16 protein-coding genes are annotated in these 22822 nt (G+C 71.9%); 6 read left to right on the forward strand and 10 right to left on the reverse strand.

Going from position 1 to position 22822, the window contains the following annotated elements; genetic code table 11:
• Positions 1 to 35 precede the first annotated feature (35 nt).
• On the reverse strand, positions 36 to 2732 hold the full coding sequence (locus BIU96_RS09765) for a LuxR family transcriptional regulator (protein ID WP_071292430.1): 2697 nt from the start codon (positions 2730 to 2732) through the stop codon (positions 36 to 38).
• A gap of 551 nt (positions 2733 to 3283) precedes the next feature.
• Between BIU96_RS09765 and BIU96_RS09770 the strand changes: the two genes are divergently transcribed.
• Positions 3284 to 4780: an MFS transporter gene (locus BIU96_RS09770; RefSeq protein WP_071292431.1), complete on the forward strand. Its 1497-nt coding sequence runs from the start codon at positions 3284 to 3286 to the stop codon at positions 4778 to 4780.
• A 155-nt stretch (positions 4781 to 4935) separates the two neighbouring features.
• Here the strand turns inward: BIU96_RS09770 and BIU96_RS09775 are convergent, their stop codons facing one another.
• The 4 genes from BIU96_RS09775 to aroA form a co-directional block, all read right to left on the reverse strand.
• Positions 4936 to 5718, reverse strand: a complete 783-nt coding sequence (locus BIU96_RS09775) for an inositol monophosphatase family protein (RefSeq protein ID WP_083402800.1) — start codon at positions 5716 to 5718, stop codon at positions 4936 to 4938.
• Positions 5719 to 5736: 18 nt separating this feature from the next.
• Positions 5737 to 6906 (reverse strand): hypothetical protein, encoded by a 1170-nt coding sequence (locus BIU96_RS09780; RefSeq protein WP_083402801.1) that lies wholly within the window; start codon positions 6904 to 6906, stop codon positions 5737 to 5739.
• A 583-nt stretch (positions 6907 to 7489) separates the two neighbouring features.
• The gene (rsgA, locus tag BIU96_RS09785; RefSeq protein WP_071292433.1) at positions 7490 to 8536 is read right to left on the reverse strand and encodes a ribosome small subunit-dependent GTPase A; all 1047 of its coding nucleotides are present in this window, start codon (positions 8534 to 8536) and stop codon (positions 7490 to 7492) included.
• Positions 8537 to 8540: 4 nt separating this feature from the next.
• Positions 8541 to 9920 (reverse strand): 3-phosphoshikimate 1-carboxyvinyltransferase, encoded by a 1380-nt coding sequence (gene aroA, locus BIU96_RS09790; protein ID WP_071292434.1) that lies wholly within the window; start codon positions 9918 to 9920, stop codon positions 8541 to 8543.
• Between the two features lie 174 nt (positions 9921 to 10094).
• Here aroA and BIU96_RS09795 point away from each other — a divergent pair, with 174 nt between their 5' ends.
• The 3 genes from BIU96_RS09795 (at position 10095) to BIU96_RS09805 (ending at position 11666) form a co-directional block, all read left to right on the forward strand.
• Positions 10095 to 10898, forward strand: coding sequence for a sigma-70 family RNA polymerase sigma factor (locus tag BIU96_RS09795; RefSeq protein ID WP_071292442.1), 804 nt, complete (start codon positions 10095 to 10097; stop codon positions 10896 to 10898).
• Positions 10895 to 11137, forward strand: coding sequence for a zf-HC2 domain-containing protein (locus BIU96_RS09800; RefSeq protein WP_071292435.1), 243 nt, complete (start codon positions 10895 to 10897; stop codon positions 11135 to 11137). The genes BIU96_RS09795 and BIU96_RS09800 overlap by 4 nt, the downstream gene beginning before the upstream one ends.
• An 88-nt stretch (positions 11138 to 11225) precedes the next feature.
• Positions 11226 to 11666 (forward strand): GNAT family N-acetyltransferase, encoded by a 441-nt coding sequence (locus BIU96_RS09805; protein ID WP_071292436.1) that lies wholly within the window; start codon positions 11226 to 11228, stop codon positions 11664 to 11666.
• A gap of 77 nt (positions 11667 to 11743) precedes the next feature.
• On the opposite strand, the gene BIU96_RS09810 is transcribed toward BIU96_RS09805, so the two are convergent.
• Positions 11744 to 15517 (reverse strand): multifunctional oxoglutarate decarboxylase/oxoglutarate dehydrogenase thiamine pyrophosphate-binding subunit/dihydrolipoyllysine-residue succinyltransferase subunit, encoded by a 3774-nt coding sequence (locus BIU96_RS09810; RefSeq protein WP_175477506.1) that lies wholly within the window; start codon positions 15515 to 15517, stop codon positions 11744 to 11746.
• Between the two features lie 212 nt (positions 15518 to 15729).
• Here BIU96_RS09810 and BIU96_RS09815 point away from each other — a divergent pair, with 212 nt between their 5' ends.
• Positions 15730 to 17169, forward strand: coding sequence for a GuaB1 family IMP dehydrogenase-related protein (locus BIU96_RS09815; RefSeq protein ID WP_071292437.1), 1440 nt, complete (start codon positions 15730 to 15732; stop codon positions 17167 to 17169).
• A gap of 191 nt (positions 17170 to 17360) precedes the next feature.
• On the opposite strand, the gene BIU96_RS09820 is transcribed toward BIU96_RS09815, so the two are convergent.
• The 4 genes from BIU96_RS09820 to BIU96_RS09835 form a co-directional block, all read right to left on the reverse strand.
• Positions 17361 to 18401 (reverse strand): hemolysin family protein, encoded by a 1041-nt coding sequence (locus BIU96_RS09820; protein WP_071292438.1) that lies wholly within the window; start codon positions 18399 to 18401, stop codon positions 17361 to 17363.
• Positions 18398 to 19771, reverse strand: coding sequence for a hemolysin family protein (locus BIU96_RS09825; protein ID WP_071292439.1), 1374 nt, complete (start codon positions 19769 to 19771; stop codon positions 18398 to 18400). Before BIU96_RS09825 ends, BIU96_RS09820 begins: the two co-directional genes overlap by 4 nt.
• A 209-nt stretch (positions 19772 to 19980) precedes the next feature.
• Positions 19981 to 21063, reverse strand: a complete 1083-nt coding sequence (locus BIU96_RS09830) for an NADH:flavin oxidoreductase/NADH oxidase (protein WP_071292440.1) — start codon at positions 21061 to 21063, stop codon at positions 19981 to 19983.
• Positions 21060 to 21704: an HAD family phosphatase gene (locus tag BIU96_RS09835; protein WP_071292444.1), complete on the reverse strand. Its 645-nt coding sequence runs from the start codon at positions 21702 to 21704 to the stop codon at positions 21060 to 21062. The genes BIU96_RS09830 and BIU96_RS09835 overlap by 4 nt, the downstream gene beginning before the upstream one ends.
• 24 nt (positions 21705 to 21728) lie before the next feature.
• Between BIU96_RS09835 and BIU96_RS09840 the strand changes: the two genes are divergently transcribed.
• On the forward strand, positions 21729 to 22589 hold the full coding sequence (locus BIU96_RS09840; RefSeq protein WP_071292445.1) for an ADP/ATP-dependent (S)-NAD(P)H-hydrate dehydratase: 861 nt from the start codon (positions 21729 to 21731) through the stop codon (positions 22587 to 22589).
• The last annotated feature ends 233 nt before the right edge of the window (positions 22590 to 22822 follow it).

Below are 22822 nucleotides of genomic sequence, written 5' to 3' on the forward strand. Positions count from 1 at the left end.
CCGTGCCTCCAGTCCGTCGTGGAGTCGCGTTCAGATCACGTGAGCAGCGCGACCAGGTGCGACCGCGAGCGCGCTCCCACCTTCCGGTAGATCTGCGTCAGTCGCAGCTCCACCGTCCGCTGCGACATGAACAGCGACGAGGCGATCTCGCGGTTGCGGTACCCCTCCGTCACCTTCTGCACGACGGCGCGCTCCTCCGCGGTGAGCGAGGTGAGCACCGTCGACGCGTCCGGGGCGCTCCGGGGCGTGCCCGGCATCGACGCGGACAGCACCGGGCCGGAACGGAGCGACGACTGCAGCCCGAAGGACGGCATCGCCACCGACGCGACCGGCGTGGCGAGCGGACGCCGGAGCCCCGCCGCCTCGTACGCCGCAGCGGCTGCCGCACCGAGACGCGGACGCTCGGTGGTGCTGCCGATGGCCGCGAGGGCCGCGAAGGTGCGTGCCCGCTCGAACTGCGAGTCGTGCGGCTGGAACAGCTCCAGCGCACGGCGACGCGCGGTCTCACGGGTGGTGTCGTCGGCCACGAGCGCCAGGCTGCGGGCCAGCACGAGCGCACCCCAGCGGGACGGCCGTGCGTGGTGGTCCGCCGCCAACCGGGCCGCGACGGTCCTGGCGTCGTCGATCCGGTCGAGACGCGTGTACGCCTCCACCAGGTCGCCGAGGTGCCGGAGCACCGCGGGGTTCCGGAGCGACCGGCCGATGGCGTCGGCGGCTTCCAGGGACGCGGCGGCCTCATCGAGCCGGCCGTCCAGCAGCAGCACGCGACCACGGAGGGCGTGCAGCTTGGCGGTGGCGCCCCAGAGACGGTTCGTGGATCGCTGCGCCAGGCACCGGTCGACGACCTCGAGCGCCTCGGCGGAGCGCCCCTCGGCGAAGTGCCGCCAGGCGATCGCGATCGCGCGGGACGGCTCACGGAGCCGTTCGACGACCGACGAGCCGGCCTCCCACACGTCGATCGCGCGGAGCGCCTGCCGGAAGTTCCCGGAGCGCACCTCGTTCTCGGCGGACAGGTAGCGGGCCGCCTCGGTCCACACCGGCTGCGCCTCCTGGCCCCGTGCGAGGACGAGGGCGAAGACCCGGCGTGCACTGCGGTACCGCTCGGCGATGCTCAGCGCGTGGGCGAGGAGCAGCAGGGCGGGGTCGGACATCGCGACGAGCGTCGTGGTCGACAGTCCGTCGTGCAGCTCCGTGTCGGCAGGCAGGGAGCCCTCGACGGCGGCGATCAGCTCGCGTGCCGTCTCGGTGATCTCCACCGTGTGCACCGACGCCGAGCGGCGGAGCGGTTCGGCACGGGCGAGCAGGTCCTTCGCCTGGTCGAGCTCCCACGCCTCGGCACGGAAGCAGGCGACCATCGCGAGCAGGCCACCAACGGCGTCCGCCTCGGCGGCGTTCGTCGGGTCGACCGGCACGAGGAGTTCGTCCGCGTGCACGGCGTCACCGCTCAGGTACTGCACCGAGTACTCCAGGCGGAGACGACGGGTCTCGTCGGCCATCGCCCGGAACGGACGGATCGCGGCGAGGTACCGCGCGGCGAAGCCGAGCAGCCGGTTCGCCAGCAGGGCCTCGGCGACACCGAGCAACGCACCGTGCTCGTCCTCGGTGCCCCCGCCGATGTGCAGTGCACGCTCGGTGAGGACGACCGCAGCCTGGGCGTTGCCGTCCACGACGTAGGACCGGGCGGCCCGGAGCAGCGCGACCACGTCGGGGACGTCGTCGACGAAGCTGCGGTGCCAGGCAGCCGCACGCGGATCGCACTCGGCGCTCGCCGCGGCCATCTCGGTGTGTGCTGCCCGCCGGTCACGTGCCGGCATCCGCCAGTACAGCGCGGAGCGGACGAGGGGATCGCGGACGGAGACGGTCTGCCCCTTGACGGACGTGAGTCCGGCGTTGGCCAGGTCGTCGAGTTCGTCCCGGTCCCACCCGGTGGTCTTCGCCACCGGGACGAGCGCCAGTCGTGCGAGGACGTCCAGATCGCGTCCCGCGACGGTGCCGAGCGCCAGGGCCGCGATGGCCTCGGTGGTCGGCGTGGGGCGGAGCGGCAGCACGAGCGGCTCGGAGCCGTTCAGCTGCTCGCGGCTGAGCACGGCGAGCTGCTCGCGCAGCGCGCCGGGGTTGCCACCGGTCTCCTCGGCGAGGACGGCGAGGACGCCGTCGTTCGCCTCTTCCGGAGCCATGGCACGGGCGAGCACGAGTGCCTCGTCCGCGGGCAGCGGTTCGATCCGGAGCATCGGCAGGGCCGCGAGCGGACCGTTCGACGGCACCGTGCGGACCGTGGCCACGACGCGGAGTGCGGTACCGGCGAGCCGGCTCGCCAGGAACGCGATGAGCTCTTGGCTCTCCACGTCCATGCGGTCCAGGTCGTCGATGAGCACGAGCGTCGGCGGCAGGGTGAGAGCGTGCACCGCATCGAGGAAGTCGTGCGCCGCCGCGAGTCCCGGCGTCTGCCGGTCGGCGGGCGCGTTCCCCTGCAGGAGGTGCGCGATGTGGGCCGTCGCCCGGGGGTCGTCGAGTGCGGTGAAGAGCGACGCCACGCCGGCCAGGGGCCAGTGGGATTCGCTCCCGTTCACACCGACGCGGACGACGGGGAGGGAGACGCGGTTGGACACCGCGTCGAGGACGCTACTGCGTCCGGAACCAGGGTCGCCGACGACGACCATCGCGGACTCCCGAGGGAGTACGGCGAGGGTCGCGATCCGGTCGACCTCGAGACGGCGACCGGTGAGTCCCATGACTCACCGGCCTCCGGGTCCGGAAGCGGATGCAGCGAAGGAGGAGAGCCGGGACGTGGCGCGGCCGTTGGGCACGCGCAGAGCCGGACGAGAAGCGGCGAGGGTACGCGCGCCAGAACGGTCAGATCGGGTTTCGGAATGCGGATGACGAGTGAGGGTGCACTCGGTTCCGCTCGGGAACGATGAAGTCATCGTCTGTATCACCCCTCGGGTTAGGGTCTTCGGACGAAGCACGACCGGTCCTGCTGTTGCCCGGATCTAGGGAATCCGAGACGTCGCCTGACCTGCCGCCTGGGAGCACGATAACTCAGGTTCGAACGTGGATGGCCGGTCTCCGCAATCTGATCTGCCCCCCTCCTGACCCCAGTCCGGGGGGCCACGTGCCCCCCTCGGGGGGCGTGCGGGGGTGATCCGGTCGTCGGGGGACGGAGACCGTGGTACAGGAACGGGGTACACCCCGGTCCGGACCGACTGTGGCCGTTCCGAGCCGATCCGGTCCGCTCCGGTCCGCTCCAGGCCGCTCCGGTCCGCTCTGGTGTACGACGGATGGGATGTCCAGCGCCGACCCGACCGCCCCGACCGACTCCCGCCCCGACGACCGCACCCGGTGGCGGGCCTTCGCCGTCTGCGTCGCCGTCGCGGCGCTCACCATCCTGGACCTGTCGAAGGTCAACGTCGGGCTGCCGTCGATCGAGCAGTCACTCGGTGCGACGAGTTCGTCCCTCCAGCTCATCGTCGCGGGGTACGCGCTGGCCTTCGGGCTCGCGCTCGTGCCGGCGGGTCGCCTCGGGGACCTGAAGAGCCGTCGGGCGCTGTTCATCGTCGGGCTCGTCGTGTTCACCGGATCGAGCCTGTTGTGCGCGATCGCCCCGACCATCCAGGTCCTCATCGTCACGCGCATCCTGCAGGGGTTCGCCGCCGGCACCCAGATGCCGCAGGTGATCGGGCTCGTCCAGCAGTTGTTCCGCGGGCCGGAGCGAGGGCGGGCGTTCGGCCTGTTCGGCGCGATGATCGGCATCTCCACCGCGCTCGGCCCGACCATCGGCGGCGGCCTCATCGCGATCGGCGGCGAGGAGTCCGGGTGGCGGCTGCTGTTCTGGATGAACGTGCCGCTCGGCATCGCAGCGCTGGTGTTCGCCGTGAAGCTCCTGCCCGCCGGTGCGCAGGGCCGTGCGAAGGACCGGGAGCTCGACATCGTCGGCATCCTGCTGCTCGGTGCGGCGATCATCACCCTGATGCTGCCGTTCGTGCTCACGACCGGCGCCGGCGACTCCCAGACGCGGTGGTTCTGGCTCGTCGGGTTCGCCGTGTTCGTCGCGGCGTTCGTGTGGTGGGAGAGGCGCTACAAGGCGCACGGCAAGTCGCCCGTCGTGCACTTCGAGCTGTTCCGGCTGTCGTCGTACCGCAACGGGCTGTCGATCGTCGCGGTGTACTTCGCCGCGCTGCCGGCGTCGTTCCTCATGGTGACGCTCTACCTGCAGGAGGGACTCGGACTCGCGCCCCTGTTCGCCGGCATGGTGAGCATCCCGTTCGCGGCGACCAGTGCGGTCGGCTCGTACATCGGCGGTCGGATCGTCGACCGGGTCGGTCGCGCGCTCGTCGTCGCCGGGCTCGGCTTCGTCGTGATCGGGTTCGTCCTGCTCATGCTCGCCGCGACGCTCACGCCGCCGGAGCTGACGCCGTGGGCCATGGCCGGAGCGTTCCTCGTCGGCGGGCTCGGCGGTGGCTTCGTGGTGTCGCCGAACCAGACGCTCACCCTGGCCGAGGTGCCGATCGAGCAGTCCGGGGTCGCGGGGTCGATGCAGCAGCTCGGGCAGCGGGTCGGCACGGCGATCGGCACCGCGGTCGCGACGAGCATCTTCTACGGGATCGTGCGCGGCGAGACGGCGGGGGCGAGCGGGGCGTCGCGGTTGGACGCGTACCACGACGCGTTCCGGAGCGGGACGACGTTCACGGTGTCGCTCATGGCGCTCGCGCTCGTGCTGGCCGTCAGCGACCTGGTCGTGCGGCGGCGGGCCGCGAAGCGGTCGGAGCCGGCGGCTGCGTAGCGGTGCGGGTGTGCGGCGTGGTTCGGCTCGGGTCGTTCTTCTGACTCGGAACGACATCGTCGGCGTCGTACGACACCGATCGAGTCGCACGTGCGCGGCTGCAACGGCCTCGGGCGCGGGGGAACGACACCGCCGACGGCCCGCAGCACCCCGGGCTAGCGGCGGATGACCTCGACGACGGCGTCGTGCACCAGGCCGTTCGTCGCGAGGGCGCTGCCGTGCCACGGCCCCGGGTCGCCGTCGAGCGAGGTGAAACGGCCGCCCGCCTCCTCCACGATGGGGACGAGCGCCGCGATGTCCCACGGCTTGAGGTCCGGCTCGCCCGCCACGTCGAGCACGCCCTCGGCGACCATCATGTACGGCCACATGTCCCCGTACGCCCGGGTACGCCAGACCTTGCGGGACAGATCGATCAGCGGCTCGAGCCGGTCGTCCTCGTCCCACTGCTGGATGCTGTTGTAGCTGAGGCTGGCGTCCGCCAGGGTCTCGACGCCGGACACGCGGAGCGGCCCGTCGAACGAGTGCGCGCCGAGCCCGTCGGCCGCCCACCACCGCTTGCCGAGGGCCGGGGCGCTCACCACGCCGAGGACCGGACGGCCGTCGACCGCGAGGGCGATGAGGGTGGCCCAGACCGGCACGCCGCGCAGGTAGTTCGCGGTGCCGTCGATCGGGTCGATCACCCACTGCCGGTGGCCCTCGCTGACGGCCTCGGCGCCGGTGTCGGCCGTGGTCTCCTCGCCGAGGAACGCGTCGTCCGGCCGTTCGGCGGTGAGCCGGTCGCGGAGTGCCCGCTCGACGGCCTGGTCGGCATCCGTCACGTGCGTGCTGTCGGCCTTCCGGGACACGTGCAGGTCGGCCGCCCGGAACCGCTCGAGGCTGATCGCGTCGGCGGTGTCGGCGAGGGAGCGGGCGAAGTCCAGGTCGGCGCTGAGGTCCACGACCGCCAGCGTAGCGGCCTACGCGGCGACGACCTCTTCCTCCTCGAGCCGGGTGACCTCGCGCTCGCGGGCGATCCTGCTGCGGCGGGCGACGAGCCCGTGCACGACGACGCAGAGGAGCACCGCCACGGCCAGCCAGAGGGCGAGCACGAGCGACGGACGGCCGAGTGAGGCACCGGGGAAGTACAGCAGGTCCTGTGCGGCCTGCAGCCAGGCGGCGCCGCTCCAGAACGTGTTGAGGCCGGCGAAGAACCCGGGCTGGAAGGCCGGCTGGAAGATGCCGCCGGACGACGTGAAGTTGAGCATCACGAACAGCATCGTGAGGATCGGGGTCGTCCACCGGCCGAGCAGCGGGTGCAGCCCGACGCCGAGCGCCACGATGATCGCGTCGTACATCCACGCGAACAGGAAGACCTCCCACTGGTGCGTCGTGATGATCCCGTAGACCGGTCCGGCGATGACGACGCCGATGCCCGCGACGACGCCGGCGGTGACGAGGCCGACCGCCGCGGTCCAGAGCGGGCGGAGCCGGGTCGCGAACGCGGCGACCGCGATGGCCGACGCGTAGCCGCCGACGCTCAGCGCCACGAGGAGGAAGAAGAGTCCCTGGCCGGTGGTGTCCTCGTCGCCGGTCGGTACGACGTCCTGCACCGTGAAGGGCAGGTGCGCCTGGTACGCGATCGGCAGGAAGACCTTCTGCGCCGCGCTGGCGGTCGTCTCCGAGGCTGCGGTGGAGACGTAGAGCGTCGCGCTGGTGGAGCCGGGTGCGTACACGGCGGCGAGGTCGCGGTCGCGGATCTGCTCCTTCGCCTGCGCTGCCGAACCGACCACGTGCGCGACGAGCGCGCCGTCGGACTGGTCGGTCACGGTCTGCGCGAACACCTGGGTCGCGGCGCCCTGGCCGACGATGCCGACGGGCAACTCGTGCGGGGTCGGGGCGTGGAAGGCGCCGAGGTACGCCAGACCCATGCCGACGGCGAGGAAGAGCGGCACCAGGATGTGCGAGCCGAAGGACAGCAGGACGCGGCCGAGGCCGTGCGGGCGGAGGACCGACGGAGCACTCGACTGCCGGGTCGACCGCGGGGTACGGGGTGCGGCGTGCGCGTGCTGGTGGGAGCTCGCGGGGGAGGAGGACGGAGCGTCGACGGCGGGGGTCGACGCAAAGTTGTACTTTGCAACTTCGGACACGAAGGGCAACTGTACAACCGCGATGCGCACTTGTCGACCTGGCGTCGCTCGAGCCACGCTGTTGAGGTCGCACGACACGCCGCGTGCGTCATCGGCGCTCAGCCAGATCGCTCGGCCAGGTCGCCGACGCCGAGATCGCACTTCGGCGGACCTCGGCCTCGCCGACGGTCGCCAAAGTGCGATCTCAGCGGACAGCTCCGGCGAGGGGACGCGCCGCTTCGCCGCCCTGCCGCCCCGCCGATGCGCATGCACGGCCTATCGGCCCGGCGTCGAACGGGCACGACACGCCGCGGGCGGTGCGCCGAGATCGCAGGAAGTGCGGTGCGCGGGCGCCGAGCGTGACGTTTTGTGCGATCTCGGCGGAGCGGGAGCGGGAGCGGGAGCGGGAGCGCGGAACGTGGGCGCGATTGTGTCGTCAGGCCGGCGCCGCCGAGGTCGCACGACACGCCGCGTGCCGGGCGCCGAGATCGCGCATCGTGCCGCTCGAGCGCGCCGCGCGCGACGTTTTGTGCGATCTCGACGAGGCGCGGCGAGGCAGGTCGCCGCGTCGCCGCGACGCCGCGCCGGGCGAGGCCGGCCCCGACTACTCCGTGCCCGGGTCGGACGCACCCATGCCGGTCAGGAGCGCCCGGAACGAGTCGAGCCGCTCCACCCCGGTCGGCCCGAGCTCGCCGGCCTGCACCCGGTCGACGATCTCCCAGTCGTGCGCCTGGTCGAGCGGGATCCCGCTGTCCGACGGCGCGACGGTGATCGCGTGCGAGGCGAACGCCCGGAACACGTTCGCGGGGTCGACGTGCCCGAGGCCGAACGACCGGACGCCCGGGGTGTCGATGATCCAGCCGCCGTCCCGCACCTGCAGGGCGATCGACGACGACGAGGTGTGCCGGCCACGCCCGGTGACGGAGTTCACGACACCGATCGCGCGCGTCGAGCCGGTCAGGGCGTTCACGAGCGTGGACTTGCCCACGCCGGAGTGCCCCACGGTGACGGTGACCTTGTCGTCGAGGACGTCGTGCAGGGCAGCGAACGGCACGTCGTCGGACCGACTCGTGACGATGCGGAGGTCGAGGCACGCGAAGTGCGCCAGGAACGGAGCCGGGTCGGCGAGGTCGGTCTTCGTGATGCACAGGATCGGGTCGAGGCCGGCGTCGAACGCGGCCACGAGGTACCGGTCGATGAGTCGCGTGCGGGGCTCCGGGTCGGCGGCGGCCACCACGATGAGCATCTGGTCGGCGTTCGCCACGATGACGCGCTCCACCTCGTCGGAGTCGTCGGCGCTCCGCCGTAGCAGGGTGGTCCGTTCGGCGACCTTCACGATGCGCGCCAGCGACCCGGGGTCTCCCGAGACGTCCCCGACGAGCGACACGTGGTCGCCGGTGACGACGGACTTCTTGCCGAGCTCGCGGGCCTTCGTCGCGGTGATGACGTGGTCGTCGATCAGCACACCGAACCGCCCGCGGTCGACGTTCGTCACCCAGCCGACCGGGGCGTCGTCGTACGTCGGCCGGACCTTGGTGCGCGGCCGGTTGCCCTTCGGGTTCGGACGCACCCGCACGCTCGACTCGTCGTACTGCCCGTACGGCTCGTCGACGTCGGAGTCGTCACCGTCGGCGTCGTCCCACCAGCTCATGCGCTCACTCCCCGTCCGGAGCGGACGTCGGAGCGGACGCCGAGTCCACCAGCGCGGCCCACAGCTCCGGGAACTGCGGCAGCGTCTTGGCCGTGGTCCCGATGTCGTCGACGGCGACGCCGTCGACGACGAGGCCCACGATCGCCCCCGCCGTCGCCATCCGGTGGTCGTCGTACGCGGCCCAGTCGCCGCCGTGGAGCGGAGCCGGCTCGATCCGCAGGCCGTCGTCGAGTTCGCGCACCGCGCCTCCAGACCGGTTGAGGTCGTCGGCCAGGGCGGCGAGCCGGTCCGTCTCGTGCCCCCGCAGGTGGCCGATGCCGGTGACCTCCGTCGGTCCGGCGGCCAGCGCCGCGAGCGCGACGAGCGCGGGGGCGAGTTCGCCGCCGCGGCTCAGGTCGAGTTCGAGCCCCGGAAGGGAGGCCCCACCCCGGATCCCGACGCCGCCGTCGACGACCAGGTCCTCACCGTCACGGACCACGGTCGCCCCCCACAGGGGCAGGAGCGTCTCGAGGTCGGCGCCGACCTGCGTCGTCTCGGCCGGCCAGGTGCGGATGCGGACGGAGCCGCCCGCGACGAGCGCGGCGACCGCGAACGGCGCGGCGTTCGACAGGTCCGGCTCGATGGTGACGTCGCGGGCGGCGATCGGACCGGGGTGCACGACCCACTCGCCGACGGCCGGCTCGTCGACGCGGACGCCGCGGGCACGGAGCGCCGCGACCGTCATGTCGATGTGCGGCAGGCTCGGCAGCCGCTCGCCGACGTGGGTGAGGTGCAGGCCCTCGTCGAAGCGCGGCGCGGAGAGCAGCAGACCGGAGACGAACTGGGACGACGCCGAGGCGTCGATCGACAGGGCACCGCCTCGGACGGACCCGGTCCCGGTGAAGGAGAAGGGCATCGCGCCGTCGCCGTCGTCCGTCACGGCGACGCCGAGGTCCACGAGCGCCTGGATGATCGCGTGCATCGGACGCTTCCGGGCGTACGGGTCGCCGTCGATCGTCACCGGACCGACCGCGAGCGCGGCCAGCGGGGGCAGGAAGCGCATCACGGTGCCGGCGAGCCCGCAGTCGACGCGGACGTCGCCGTGCATCGGCGCGGGCGTGATCCGGAGGTCGGGGCCGTACGGGTTCGGCTGCTCGCCGGGGGCGGGGACGACCTCGTCGATGCCGACGCCGAGCGCGCGGAGGCCGGCGATCATCAGCGCGGAGTCGCGGGAGTGCAGCGGCAGCCGGATGGTCGAGGGGCCGTCGGCGAGGGCGGCGAGCACGAGCTCGCGGTTCGTCAGCGACTTCGACCCCGGGAGCGACACGTCGCCGCGCAGGGGACCGCGCGCCACCGGTGCGGTCCAGGGGTCGGTCCGGGGCTGGGAATGCGTCGTGGCTGCCATCGGTTCACAAGGGTACTGAACGCACCGGGAGGATCAGTGGCGACAGCAACACTCGCACGAGAGCGGACGGGCACGGACACCGTGCTGCACGCCGTGCCGACCACGCTCGGCGTCGCGGCACGCGGCCCGCTCGGCACTGCGCGGCGGAGCCCGCTCGGCCTAGACTTGGCCGCGATGACGACCGACGAACCGCACGCCGAAGTACCGAACGACCTGGTCGAGGAGACCGAGGCGCAGCTCGACGCGGTCGCCGAGGAGCACGAAGCGCTCGAGGGCGACGGCGAGGCGGCGGACGACGCCGAGGCCGACGTCGTCGATGCGAAGACCGTCTCCGAGGGCGAACTCCGGTCCCTCTTCGAGGACCAGGCGCTGCCGTTCATGGACCAGCTCTACGGCGCCGCGATGCGGATGACCCGCAACCCCGCCGACGCGTCCGACCTCGTGCAGGAGACCTTCGTCAAGGCGTTCGCCGCGTTCCGGCAGTTCAAGCAGGGCACGAACCTCAAGGCCTGGCTGTACCGGATCCTCACGAACACGTTCATCAACACGTACCGCAAGAACCAGCGGAACCCGTACCAGGGCACCATCGACGAGCTCGAGGACTGGCAGCTCGGCGGCGCGGAGAGCGTGACGCAGTCGATCTCGGCGCGTTCCGCCGAGGCCGACGCCATCGACCACCTGCCGTCCTCCGCCGTGAAGGACGCGCTCCAGGCCATCCCCGAGGACTTCCGGATGGCCGTGTACTTCGCCGATGTCGAAGGGTTCTCGTACCAGGAGATCGCCGACATCATGAAGACCCCCGTGGGGACGGTCATGAGCCGCCTGCACCGTGGTCGCCGGCTCCTCCGGGGGCTCCTGGCGGACCACGCACGAGAGACCGGCATCGTCCCGGACGCAGCGTCGACGGCGACGATGCGCGGGCGGGGCCGGAAGGTTGCCGCGACCTCGGGTCGCGTCGAAGGGAAGGAAGCACGATGAGCGGCTGCGACTGCTCGAAGGCGAAGGCCGAGCTCGAGGAGTTCCTCCACGACGAGCTCCGCCACGAGGACGCCGCGGACATCCGCGAGCACATGGACGGGTGCGAGGACTGCACCACCGAGCACCGGGTCGGTGTCGTGCTCATGGAGACGGTCCGCCGTGCTTGCAAGGAGACCGCCCCGGACCAGCTTCGCGGCGAGATCCTCGCGCGCATCCGGCTGGAGCAGGCGACCCACTGAGCCTCCGGCTCCGGTGACGGCTGCGGGGACCGCTGAGCGTCCTGGCAGTCGTCGTCACACGGCCGGGCCGGTCGGTAGTGTCGCGGGCATGACCCTCTCCGTCGAGTCGATCACCGCCTGGTCCGACACGGACGTCGCTGACGTCGCCGCCCTCGTCCGTCTGCTCGGCCACGTGGTCGACGAGTCCGCCATGCGGGCCCGCCTCGAACGGCTCACGCCCGAGGCCGGTCACCGCACGTGGCTGATCCGCGACGAAGACGGCCGCGCGATCGCGATCGCGGGTGCGCAGGTCACGTGGGCGTACGCGAGCGACGAGCCGACGGCGCAGCTCCTCCTGCTGGTGGTCGACCCGACCGCCAGGAGGCTCGGCACCGGTTCCGCGCTCATCGGCACCTTCGAGACGTGGGCCGTCGAGCAGGGCGCGCGTCGCCTCAGCGCCGTCAGTGCGGCCGCGACGGACAGCGCGCACCGCTTCTACCAGAAGCGCGGCTACCACGACGCCGGTGTGCGCTACACGAAGATCGCGTAGCCGTCACCTTCCTCGCGAACGTCGGAGCGCCCCGTGCCGGAGACCTTCGGACTCCTGGACGGGGCGCTTCCTGACGCTCAGGCCGACGCGCCCAACGCCTTCGCGATGACCTCGGCGGCTTCCTGCGCGGAGCGCTTCGACGAACCCGTCGCCGGTGCGGCACTCGCGGCACGGGCGGCGACCGACAGCGGTCGACCACCCAGGTGCGGCCCGAGGTTCATGCAGACGAACGGCCAGGCGCCCTGGTTCTCCGGCTCTTCCTGCGCCCACACGACGTCGGCGTCGGGGTAGCCCCCGAGCACCTCGAGGATGCGGTCCAGCGGGAGCGGTGCGAGCTGCTCGAGCCGGACGAGGGCGACGTCGGTCACCCCGCGCTTCTCGACCTCGGCGCGCAGGTCGTGGTGGACCTTGCCCGAGTGCAGGACCACACGGCGCACGGCCGACCGGTCCGCCACGCGGTCGTCGTCCAGCACTTCCTGGAAGGTGCCGTCCGTGAACGCGTCCACGCCGCTGGTGGCCTGCCGGAGGCGCAGCATGGCCTTCGGGGAGAACACGACAAGGGGCTTCTGCGGCTTCGCCCACGCCTGACGACGCAGCAGGTGGAAGTACGACGCGGGGGTCGACGGCCGGGCCACCACCATGTTGTCCTCGGCGCAGAGCTGCAGGTACCGCTCGATGCGGGCCGACGAGTGGTCCGGCCCCTGGCCCTCGTAGCCGTGGGGGAGCAGCAGCACGAGGCCGGAACGCTGACCCCACTTCTGCTCGGCGGACGAGATGAACTCGTCGATGACGGTCTGTGCGCCGTTCGCGAAGTCGCCGAACTGCGCCTCCCAGAGGACGAGGGCCTCGGGGCGCTCGACGGAGTAGCCGTACTCGAACGCCATCGCCGCGTACTCGCTGAGGAGCGAGTCGTAGATGTAGAGCCGGGCCTGGTCCTCGGTGAGGTTGGCGAGCGGCAGCCACTCCTGGCCGTTCACCCGGTCGTGGAACACCGCCTGGCGCTGCACGAACGTGCCACGGCGGGCGTCCTGTCCGGCCAGACGGACGGGCTTGCCCTCGACGAGCAGCGACCCGATCGCCATGAGTTCGGCCATCGCCCAGTCGATGCCGCCGTTGCGCGTCATGTCGGTGCGCTTCGTCAGCAGCTGCTGCAGCTTCGGGTGGATCGAGAAGCCCGCCGGCGGGTTGCTGTGCGCGTCGCCGATCGCCCGGACGAGGTCCTCGGACACCGCGGTGTCGTGCACCTCGTTCTCGGAGTCGTCGCGCTGCGCCGCCGGGCGTTCGAGCCCCTGCACCGCGCCGTCGTCGTCGACCTGGATCACCGGGATGGTGCCGGTCTGCGCCTCGTGCGTCTCGGCGAAGGCGCGCTCCAGGCGGTCCTGGAAGTCGCGGTGCGCCTCGTCGTACTCCTCTTGCGTGATGTCGCCGCGGCCGACGAGGGCCTCGGTGTAGAGGGTGCGGACGGAGCGCTTCGCCTCGATGAGGTTGTACATCATCGGCTGCGTCATCGAGGGGTCGTCGCCCTCGTTGTGCCCGCGGCGGCGGTAGCAGATGAGATCGATGACGACGTCGCGCTGGAACTCCTGCCGGTACGCGAACGCCAGCTCGGCGACGCGGGCCACGGCCTCGGGGTCGTCGCCGTTGACGTGGAAGATCGGCGCCTGGATCGTCTTCGCGACGTCGGTGGAGTACACCGAGCTGCGCGCCGACTCCGGCGGGGTGGTGAACCCGACCTGGTTGTTGATGACGAGGTGCACGGTGCCGCCGGTGCGGTACCCGCGCAGCTGCGACATCTGCAGGGTCTCGACCACGACGCCCTGCCCGGCCATCGCCGCGTCGCCGTGGACCAGCACGGGCAGCACGCCGAACGTGCCCGGCGCCTCCCTGTCCTGCTTGGCGCGGACGATGCCCTCGAGCACGCCGTCGACGGCCTCGAGGTGGGACGGGTTCGCGGCGATCGTGACCGGGATGGCCGTGCCGTCGCTCGCGCGGAAGACGCCCTCGGTGCCGACGTGGTACTTGACGTCGCCGGAGCCCTGTCCGGAGACGGCGCCGGGGAGCGAGGAGCCCTCGAACTCACGGAAGATCTGGCCGTAGGTCTTGCCGGCGATGTTCGTCAGCACGTTGAGCCGGCCGCGGTGCGCCATGCCGATCGCGACCTCGTCGAGGCCCGACGTCGCGGCGTGCTGGATGAGGGTGTCGAGGAACGGGATCGTCGACTCGCCGCCCTCGAGCGAGAAGCGCTTCTGCCCGACGTACTTCGTCTGCAGGAAGGTCTCGAAGGCCTCGGCCTCGTTGAGCTTGCCGAGAACGCGGAGCTGTTCGTCCTTCGAAGGCTTCGAATACGGCACCTCGATGTGGGCCTGCACCCAGCGGCGCTGCTCCGGGTCCTGGATGTGCATGTACTCGATGCCGACCGTGCGGCAGTAGGCGTCGCGCAGGATCCCGAGGACGTCGCGGAGCGGTGCGTTCGTGGTGCCCGCCAGACCGCCGGTGACGAACTCGCGGTCGAGGTCCCAGAAGGTCAGCCCGTGGCTCTCGATCTCGAGGTCCGGGTGCGTGCGCTGCCGGTACTCGAGCGGGTCGATGTCCGCCATGAGGTGTCCGCGGACGCGGTAGCTGTTGATGAGCTCCTGCACCCGCGCGGTCTTGTTGACCCGGTGCGCCAGGTCGACGTTGATGTCGTTCGCCCACTGGATCGGCTTGTACGGGATCCGGAGCGCCGAGAAGATGCCCTCGTAGAAGCCGTGCTCACCGATGAGGCGCTCGTGCACCTTCTTCAGGTACTCGCCCGACCCGGCGCCCTGGATGACGCGGTGGTCGTAGGTGCTCGTCAGCGTGATCGTCTTGCCGATGCCCAGCTCGACGAGGGTCTTGTCGGCGGAGCCCTGGAACTGCGCCGGGTACTCGAGGGCGCCGGCGCCGATAATCGCGCCCTGCCCCTTCGTCAGTCGCGGCACGGAGTGCACGGTGCCGATGCCGCCCGGGTTGGTGAGCGAGATCGTCGTGCCCTGGAAGTCGGTCGGCGTGAGCTTGTTGTCACGGGCGCGCTTGACGAGGTCCTCGTAGGCGGAGAGGAACTGGCCGAACGTCAGGGTCTCGGCGCGCTTGATGCTCGGGACGAGCAGGGAGCGCGTGCCGTCCTTCTTCGGGACGTCGATCGCGATGCCGAGGTTGACGTGCGCCGGCTGCACCACGAAGGGCTTGCCGTCGCGCTCCTCGTAGAAGACGTTCTGGCTCGGGAAGTCCTTGAGCGCCTGGACCATCGCCCACCCGATGAGGTGCGTGAACGAGATCTTGCCGCCGCGGGCCCGGCGCAGGTGGTTGTTCACCACGATGCGGTTGTCGATCATCAGCTTCGCCGGGATCGTCCGCACGCTCGTCGCGGTCGGGACGGTGAGCGAGGCGTCCATGTTCGACGCCAGGGTCTTCGCCATGCCCCGGAGCGGGGTGGCGACGTCCTCGTGGGTCTCCTCGTGGTCGTCGGCCTCGTCGTTCGCCTCGGCCGGGATCGGCTGCGGGGTCGGCTGGCGCGACGTGGTCTTCGCCTGGATCGGGCCGGACTTGGCCTCGCCCGGGCCGTCACCGGTGGCGGGCTGCTGCGTCGACGACTGCTCCGCGGGGGCCGTGCCCGAGGGGGCCGGGGCGGGAGCAGCAGCGGCGGGAGCCGGAGCGGCGGCTGCTGGAGCGTCGGCGGCCTGCGTGCGGTGGTAGCTCTCGAGGACCGGCCACCAGGACTTGTCGACCGAGTCCTTGTCGGCGACGAACTGCTCGTAGAGCTCGTCGACGAGCCACTCGTTCGCCCCGAATTCGCCCGCGGTCTCGTCCGTTCCGGTCAGATGGCTCGACACAGCCGATCGCCCACTCTCCGTCGATAGATGCTCGTGTGTGTCGTGCGCGGCAACCCTGCCCCGCACAGATGCCCAGCCTAGCCGCTCGCAGATGTCCGTTCGGTGTCAGGCACGACGCGAGTCGGGCCTCCTGGCAGGGGTCCCGCGTGTCGCGCCGGAGCCCTGCCGGACCGTCCAGACCGGCCACCCAGCAGAGCCGTACAGTGGGGGCCATGAGGTTCTACGAGACGCGGCCGACACACGACCTGACCTACTCCGACGTCTTCCTCGTGCCCAGCCGATCCGCGGTCACGAGCCGCTTCGACGTGGACCTCCGGGCGAACGACGGCTCCGGTGCCACGATCCCGATCGTCAGCGCCAACATGAACTCGGTGACCGGCCCGCGCCTCGCCGCCACCCTCGCCCGTCGCGGCGGGCTCGGTGTGCTGCCGCAGGACATGCACCTGCAGGACCTCGACGCCGCGATCCGCTGGGTCAAGGACCAGCCGGTCGACTTCGACACCGCGTACGACATGGGCGCCGACACCACCGTGGCCGAGGCGAACGAGCACCTCCTGCCCGTCGCCGGGCGCGGGGTCGTCGTGCGCGACGCCGCGGGGGAGTACCTCGGCTGCGTGCCCGCCGGACGGCTCGGCACCCCGGGCCCGGACGCCACGCTCCGCGACCTGCTGCACGGCCCCTCGACGGCGATCGACGCCGAGGACGCCGGCACCCCCCGCCACGTGTACGACGTGCTCACCGCCGCCGGGGTCGACTTCGCCCCGGTGATGCGCCACGGCAAGGTCGTCGGCACCACCAGCCAGACGAGCGCGATCCGCTCCGACATCTACACGCCGGCCGTCGACGCCTCCGGTCGTCTCCGGGTCGCGGCGGCGATCGGCATCAACGGCGACGTCGCCGCGAAGGCACAGGCCCTCGCGGCGGCCGGCGTCGACGTGCTCGTCCTCGACACCGCCCACGGGCACCAGGAGGGCATGCTCCGCGCGCTCCGCACCGTCGCCGCCCTCGGGCTCGACGTGCCCCTCGTCGCGGGCAACGTCGTCACCGCCGACGCCGTCGCGCACCTCGTCGACGCCGGCGCCGACATCATCAAGGTCGGGGTCGGACCCGGCGCCATGTGCACCACGCGCATGATGACCGCCGTCGGTCGCCCGCAGTTCTCCGCCGTGCTCGAGACCGCCGCCGCGGCACGGTCGCTCGGCGCGCACGTCTGGGCCGACGGCGGCGTCCGGTACCCGCGCGACGTCGCGCTCGCGCTGGCCGCGGGGGCCTCGGCCGTGATGATCGGCTCGTGGTTCGCCGGCACGCTCGAGGCACCCGGGGTCCTCCGCCGCGACACCGCGGGCAAGGCCTACAAGGAGAGCTGGGGCATGGCCTCCGCGAAGGCCGTCCGTGAGCGCTTCGAGCGGCTCGACCCGTACGAGCGGGCGCGCAAGGCGCTCTTCGCCGAGGGCATCTCGTCGTCCACCATCTACCTCGACCCGGAGCGCCCGAGCGTCGAGGACCTGCTCGACATGATCACCACCGGCGTCCGCAGCTCGGCGACCTACGCGGGCGCGTCCTCGTTGGCCGAGTTCTCCGAGCGGGCGCTCGTCGGCATCCAGTCCGCCGCCGGCTACGAAGAGGGCAAGCCCCTGCCCGTCAGCTGGTAGCGCCCGCCGGACTGGAGGCGCGGGGCGGGCTGGCACCGCGCCTCCAGGCCCGCGCCGCTCGCCAAAGCGACAGATCCCTGCGGAAGGTTCGCAGGGATCTGTCGCTTTCGTGGACCAGACGGGGCAGCTCCGCTGCGCACTGTCGCTGTCGCGAACCGGCCGCCGGCCGCCGGCCGCGCCGCGCCGTGCGTCTACCGGCGCCGGGTGGCGTCCTCGACCTCGCCGACGAGCTCCTCGAGGATGTCCTCCAGGAAGAGCACGCCGACCGTCCGTCCGTCGGCGTCGAAGGCCCGCGCCACGTGGCGACCCGCGGCACGCATCGTCGCCAGCGCGTCCTCGAGGTCCATCTCCGTGTAGAGCGAGATGAGCTGCCGGATGCGCTTCGGCGGGACCGGCTCGTCGTACTCGTCCGGGCGCAGGTCGATGACGTCCTTCACGTGCACGTAGCCCGTGGGGTCGCCGTCGGCGCCGACGAGCACGTACCGCGAGAACCCGCGCTGGGCGACGGCGCGCTCGACGTCGCCGGGGGTGGCGTCGTCGGGCAGCGTGACGAGCTCGGCCATCGAGACGGCGACGTCCTTGACCTTCTTCTCGGTGAACTCGAACGCCATCCGGAGCGTGCCGCCGGCATCCGTCAGGGTGCCCTCGCGGCGAGACTGCTCGACGATCGTCTGCACTTCCTCCACCGTGAAGGCGCTGACCGCTTCGTCCTTGGGTTCGACCCGGAACAGCCGGAGCACCGCGTTGGCGACCTCGTTCAGGCCGACCACGACCCAGTGCAGCCCGTGGCCGATGTACCAGAGCGTCGGCACGAGGAGCAGGGCCGCACGGTCGGGCATCGAGAACGAGATGTTCTTCGGGACCATCTCGCCGAACACCACGTGCAGGAACGACACGAGCAGCAGCGTGAACACGAACGCGAGGACGCCGATGACCTCGACGCTCCACCCGGTCAGGTGCAGCGGGACCTCGAGCAGGTGGTGGATCGCCGGCTCGGACACGTTCAGGATGAGCAGCGAGCACACGGTGATGCCGAGCTGCGTGGTCGCGAGCATGCGGGTGGCGTGCTCCATCGCCCACAGGGTCATCTGCGCGGCGCGGGAGCCCGCTTCCGCTCGGGGTTCGATCTGGGAACGGCGCGCGGAGATGACGGCGAACTCGGCGGCGACGAAGAACGCGTTCCCCGCCAGCAGCACGAACAGCCAGAAGATCCCCCACCAGTCGGAGCTCATCGAGTTGCCCCCTTCGTCTTCGTGACCGGGATGATGATGCCCGTGGCGGGCGCGGACTCCGGTGTCGGTTCCGTCGGCGTCGGTGTCCAGCGGATCCGGTCGACCCGACGCCCGTCGAGCCGCTCGACCCGGAACACGCCGTCGTCGAGGGCGACCTCGTCACCGACGACCGGCAGGCGGCCGAGCGTCGACATGATGAAGCCGCCGACGGTCTCGTACGGGCCGTCCTCGGGCACGGTCACGCCGGCACGGTCCTCGAGCTCGTCCGGTCGGAGGAGCCCCGGGAACGTCAGCCAGTTGCGGGAGCGGACCACGTCGATCCGGGCGCGGTCGTGCTCGTCGGAGACCTCGCCGACGAGTTCCTCGACGAGGTCCTCGAGCGTGACGACCCCGGCGGTCCCGCCGTACTCGTCGACGACGATGACCATCTGGTAGCCGCGGCTGCGGACCTCGGCGAGCAGGGTGTCGCCCGGCATGGTCTCGGGCACCCGCTCGGCGTCGGTCATCAGGGCGCCGACCGGCACCTCCGGACGCTTCTCGCGCGGCACGGCGACGGCCTGCTTGACGTGCACGATCCCGACCACGTCGTCCGCGTCCTCCTCGATGACGGGGAAGCGGCTGAAGCCGGTGCGTCGAGCGAGGTCGAGCACCTCGGCGGCCGACGCTGACACGCGGATGGTGGAGAGGCGCGGACGCGGGGTCATCACGTCGCTGGCGCTCAGCTCGGAGAACGAGATCGTCCGTTCGAGGAGCGTCGCGGTGTCCTGCTCGAGGGAGCCCTCGGACGCCGAACGGCGGAGCAGCGAGGTGAGTTCCTCGGCGCTCCGGGCACCGGACAGCTCTTCCTGCGGCTCGATGCCCATCGACCGGAGCACGGCGTTCGCGGTGCCGTTCAGCAGGGCGACAGCCGGCTTGAACACGGTCGTGAAGGCGACCTGCAGCGGCACGACGAGCTTCGCGGTCTGCAGGGGGAGGGCGAGGGCGAAGTTCTTCGGCACGAGCTCGCCGAGGATCATCGACAGCAGCGTCGCGATGACGAGCGCCACGATGGACCCGACGGTCTCGACGACCGCCTCCGGTAGCCGCATCGCCAGGAACGGCGCCTCGAGCAGCGTCGCGATGGACGGCTCGAGCAGGTAGCCGGTCAGCAGCGTCGTCAGCGTGATGCCGAGCTGGGCGCTGGACAGGTGCGTCGAGGTGACCTTCAGCGCGCCGATGACGGGCGCGAGACCGGTCTCGCCCCGGTCTCGGCGGGCCTCGACGTCGGCGCGGTCGAGGTTGACGAGCGCGAACTCGGACGCGACGAAGACGCCGGTGCCGAGTGTCAGCAGGATGCCGCCGATGAGCATGACGACGTCGATCGGACTCATGATTCACCTCCCGCAGGGCGCGAGGGAGTGCAGCTCACCGAGTGAGCGGCGGATGAGTGAGGCGAAGAACTATTCGGGGGATCGTCCACAGTGGTGCCAATCGTACTGCGTGGTGCGCGGCCAAGCCGAGAATCCGTACAGAACGCGAGTCGCGCCTCCAGACCGGCCGGTGACCGCCTGGAGGCGCGACCCGCGCCCGACAGACCGGCCTACGCCGTGACGCGGGCGCGGTGGTACTGCTGCGGCTCGTAGTCGATCGCGACGCCGAGCTCGACGGCGGCACGGAGCGGGAACGCCGGGTCGCGGAGGAACTCGCGACCGATCATCACGACGTCCGCCTGTCCGGTGGCGACGACCTGCTCGGCCTGGAACGCCCCGGAGATCATGCCCACGGCGATCGTGCCGATGCCCGCGTCGCGCTTGATCGCCTCGGCGAACGGCACCTGGTAGCCGGGACCGACCGGGATCGGTGCGCTCGCGACGTTGCCGCCGGTCGAGACGTCGGCCAGGTCGGCGCCGTGCTCCGCGGCCCAGCGCGCGACCTGCGTGGTCTCGTCGAGGGTGAGGCCACCGTCGACCCAGTCGGTCGCCGAGAACCGGACGACGACCGGGTACCCGTCGCCGACCTCGGCACGGACGGCGTCGACGACCTCGAGCAGCGCGCGGGCGCGGTTCTCGAGCGAGCCGCCGTACGAGTCGGTGCGGTGGTTGCTCAGCGGGGAGAGGAACTGGTGCAGCAGGTAGCCGTGCGCCGCGTGGATCTCGACGAGGTCGAACCCGGCCTCGACCGAGCGACGTGCTGCGGCGGCGAAGGCCAGCGCGACGACGCGGATGTCCTCGGTCGCGAGCTCGCGCGGCTCGGCGTAGCCGTCGAAGGCCACCGCCGAGGGGGCGACGGTGCCCCAGCCGCCCTGGTCGGCGGGGACGGAACCGCGCGCGTCCTCCCACGGGCGGAAGGTCGACGCCTTGCGGCCGGCGTGGGCGAGCTGGATGCCGGCGGCCGCGCCCTGCTCGTGGATGAAGTCGACGATCGGCTTGAAGGCGTCACGCTGCTCGTCGTTCCACAGCCCGACGTCCTGCGGGGTGATCCGGCCCTCCGGCACGACACCCGTGGCCTCGACCACGACTGCACCGGCGCCGCCCTTGGCGAACCCGCCGAGGTGCACGAGGTGCCACGGCGTCGGGACGCCGTCCTGCGCCTCGACCGAGTACTGGCACATCGGGGAGACCCAGATGCGGTTGCGGACGGTCAGGTCACGGATGGTGATCGGTTCGAACAGGGCGTGCGTCACGCGGGCTCCTTCTCGACGGTCGTCCCGGCGTCCGCGAGTCCCTGCAGGAACGCGCGGAGCCCGGCGGCCGATGTGTAGTGGTGGCCGACCGCCCCGATCGCTTCCGCGCCGGCGGCGTTCTCGGCCCTGTTGTCCACGAACACCATCTGACCAGCGTCGATTCCCAGACGCGCACAGGTGTCGCGGTAGATGGACGGGGCGGGCTTCAGGACGTGCTCCTCGGCGCTGACCACGACGGTCTCGAACAGGGACCCCATCGGCGAGCGGCGGTACGGGTCGCCGAAGTCGAAGCCGGCGTTCGACAGCAGCGCGAGGCGGGTGCCGGCGTCGTGCAGCTCCTCGACGATCGCGAGCGTCTCCGGCTCGACCTCGAACCAGCCGGTGAAGTCGATCGCCCAGAACCGGTGGATGTCCGCGACGCTCCAGGTCCGGTTCGTCCGCTCGGCGATCGCCCGCCAGTACGCGACGACGGAGAGGTCGCCGCGGTCGAGGTCGTGGCGGAGCTCCTGGTAGACGGGGAACAGCTCGTCGGCAGGGACTCCCGTGGCATCGACCAGGGCGTCGCGGGAGGCGTGCGGCGTCCGGCTGATCACCTCGCCGTAGTCGAAGACCACCACGCGACCAGGCAGGAACAGGCTCATGCGCTCCACCGTAACGTGGCGGTCGTGAACGACTTCGTCCCCTTCGCCCCGACCGATGCCGCCGCCTGGACCACCGCTCCGCACGGGGAGTCCACGAAGTACCGCCGGGGTGTGCTCGGCGTCGCGACCGGCTCCGACCAGTACCCCGGTGCCGCGGTGATGGGCGTCGACGCGGCCGTGCACACCGGTGTCGGCATGGTCCGGTACGTCGGGCCGTCGCGGGCGTCCGACCACGTGCTCGCGCGGCGCCCCGAGGTCGTCTCCGGTGTGGGGCGGGTGCAGGCGTGGCTCGTCGGGTCGGGGATCTCGGCGGGGTCGCTGGACGACCTGGACGACACGACGGCGGACGGGTTCGCCCACGCCTCCGACGACGGGGTGCCGGTCGTGGTGGACGCCGGGGCGATCCCGCTCGTGGAGCTCGGGCCGCTCGCGGTGCTGACGCCGCACGCCGGGGAGCTCGCCGGCGTGCTCGACGTCCCGCGGGAGTCGATCGAGCAGGACCCGGCAGCCGCGGCGCTCCGGGCGGCGGCGCAGACGGGCAGCGTCGTGCTCCTCAAGGGCTCGGCGACGCACGTGGCGACCCCGGACGAGTCCGTGCGGCTCGTGGCGTCGTCGGCGACGCCGTGGCTCGCGGCCGCCGGCGCCGGGGACGTCCTCGGCGGGGTGCTCGGAGCGCTCGTCGCGGCACGGCAGGGTGCGGCCGAGGCGTCCGGTGGGGCGCTGTCCCCGTCGGACCTGGCGCACCTGGCCGCGTCGGCCGCGGTGGTGCACGGGATCGCGGCGCGGCGGGCGTCCGGCGGCGGACCGTTCACGATGACGGCGCTGATCGCCGAGCTGCCGGGTGTGGTGCGGGACCTGGTGGTCGAGGGCGACGCGCGCGGGTAGGCGGCGCGGCGGGCGGCGGCGGGCCGCGATCGGTGCGTGCGCATCTTTCGACATCCCACCCGTCGAACGACGCGTGCATCGTCGGATCATGCACACGCAGAAGGTGCGCGTGCATGTTTCGACATCCCACCCGTCGAACGACGGGTGGGATGTCGCTTCGTGCGTGTGCAACGTGCGACGCCAGCCCGCGGCGCGGACGCGACCGGGCGCAGCCGGGAGGCGCGGGGCGGGGC

Origin of the sequence: Curtobacterium sp. MCBA15_008 (assembly GCF_001865065.1) — a bacterium.
Lineage (GTDB): Bacteria > Actinomycetota > Actinomycetes > Actinomycetales > Microbacteriaceae > Curtobacterium.

Coding starts and splice junctions, on each gene's coding strand:
- rsgA (WP_071292433.1), bottom strand. CDS start 8,536: ATGAGCTGGTGGGACGACGCCGACGGTGACGACTCCGACGTCGACGAG.
- BIU96_RS09765 (WP_071292430.1), bottom strand. CDS start 2,732: ATGGGACTCACCGGTCGCCGTCTCGAGGTCGACCGGATCGCGACCCTC.
- BIU96_RS09835 (WP_071292444.1), bottom strand. CDS start 21,704: ATGAGCCTGTTCCTGCCTGGTCGCGTGGTGGTCTTCGACTACGGCGAG.
- BIU96_RS09820 (WP_071292438.1), bottom strand. CDS start 18,401: ATGAGCTCCGACTGGTGGGGGATCTTCTGGCTGTTCGTGCTGCTGGCG.
- BIU96_RS09770 (WP_071292431.1), top strand. CDS start 3,284: ATGTCCAGCGCCGACCCGACCGCCCCGACCGACTCCCGCCCCGACGAC.
- aroA (WP_071292434.1), bottom strand. CDS start 9,920: ATGGCAGCCACGACGCATTCCCAGCCCCGGACCGACCCCTGGACCGCA.
- BIU96_RS09825 (WP_071292439.1), bottom strand. CDS start 19,771: ATGAGTCCGATCGACGTCGTCATGCTCATCGGCGGCATCCTGCTGACA.
- BIU96_RS09805 (WP_071292436.1), top strand. CDS start 11,226: ATGACCCTCTCCGTCGAGTCGATCACCGCCTGGTCCGACACGGACGTC.
- BIU96_RS09795 (WP_071292442.1), top strand. CDS start 10,095: ATGACGACCGACGAACCGCACGCCGAAGTACCGAACGACCTGGTCGAG.
- BIU96_RS09800 (WP_071292435.1), top strand. CDS start 10,895: ATGAGCGGCTGCGACTGCTCGAAGGCGAAGGCCGAGCTCGAGGAGTTC.
- BIU96_RS09815 (WP_071292437.1), top strand. CDS start 15,730: ATGAGGTTCTACGAGACGCGGCCGACACACGACCTGACCTACTCCGAC.